Here is a 701-nt window from a genome sequence, read left to right on the forward strand (position 1 = left end):
GCGATTTCCGGCATGTCCGCGCGGCCGTGGTACGGCGCCATCGCGAGCGTCTCGATCAGGCCGGCCATCAGGTTGGTCGACACCTGCGGCAGCCAGCTGCCAAGCTCCAGCCCCTTCTTCGTCGCCTCGCCGGTCTGGCGCGCGGTCATCTTCGCGTAGATGTCGTCGACCAGCTTGCGGAAGGCCGGGTCGAGCCGGTTGCGCGGATGCTTGAACGGCACCTTGATCTCGGCGATCACGCGGCCCGGGTTCGACGACAGCACGAGTATGCGGTCGCACATGAACACCGCTTCCTCGATGTTGTGCGTGACGATCAGCACCGACTTGATCGGCATGCGGCCTTGCGTCCAAAGATCCAGCAGGTCGGTACGCAGCGTTTCGGCCGTCAGCACGTCGAGCGCCGAGAACGGCTCGTCCATCAGCAGGATCGTCGGGTCGACGACGAGCGCGCGCGCGAAGCCCACGCGCTGGCGCATGCCGCCCGACAGCTCGCGCGGATACGCGTTCTCGAAGCCGTCGAGACCGATCAGGTCGATCGCGGCAAGCGCACGCTCGCGCCGCTCGCGCGCGCCGACGCCGAGCGCCTCCAGCCCGGCTTCCACGTTCTGCAGCACGGTCAGCCACGGGAACAGCGCGAAGGTCTGGAACACCATCGCGACGCCTTCGGCCGGGCCGCGCAGCGGCTTGCCGAGATAGGTCAC

Annotated in this window: 1 protein-coding gene; it reads right to left on the bottom strand. The window is 68.0% G+C overall.

What is annotated here, in order from left to right; translation table 11 throughout:
• A partial coding sequence (locus DIE22_RS37840; protein ID WP_148093217.1) for an ABC transporter ATP-binding protein occupies positions 1–701 on the bottom strand: 701 nt, incomplete at both ends.

The sequence above is a fragment of the Burkholderia sp. Bp9142 genome (assembly GCF_003853415.1).
Taxonomy (GTDB): Bacteria; Pseudomonadota; Gammaproteobacteria; order Burkholderiales; family Burkholderiaceae; genus Burkholderia.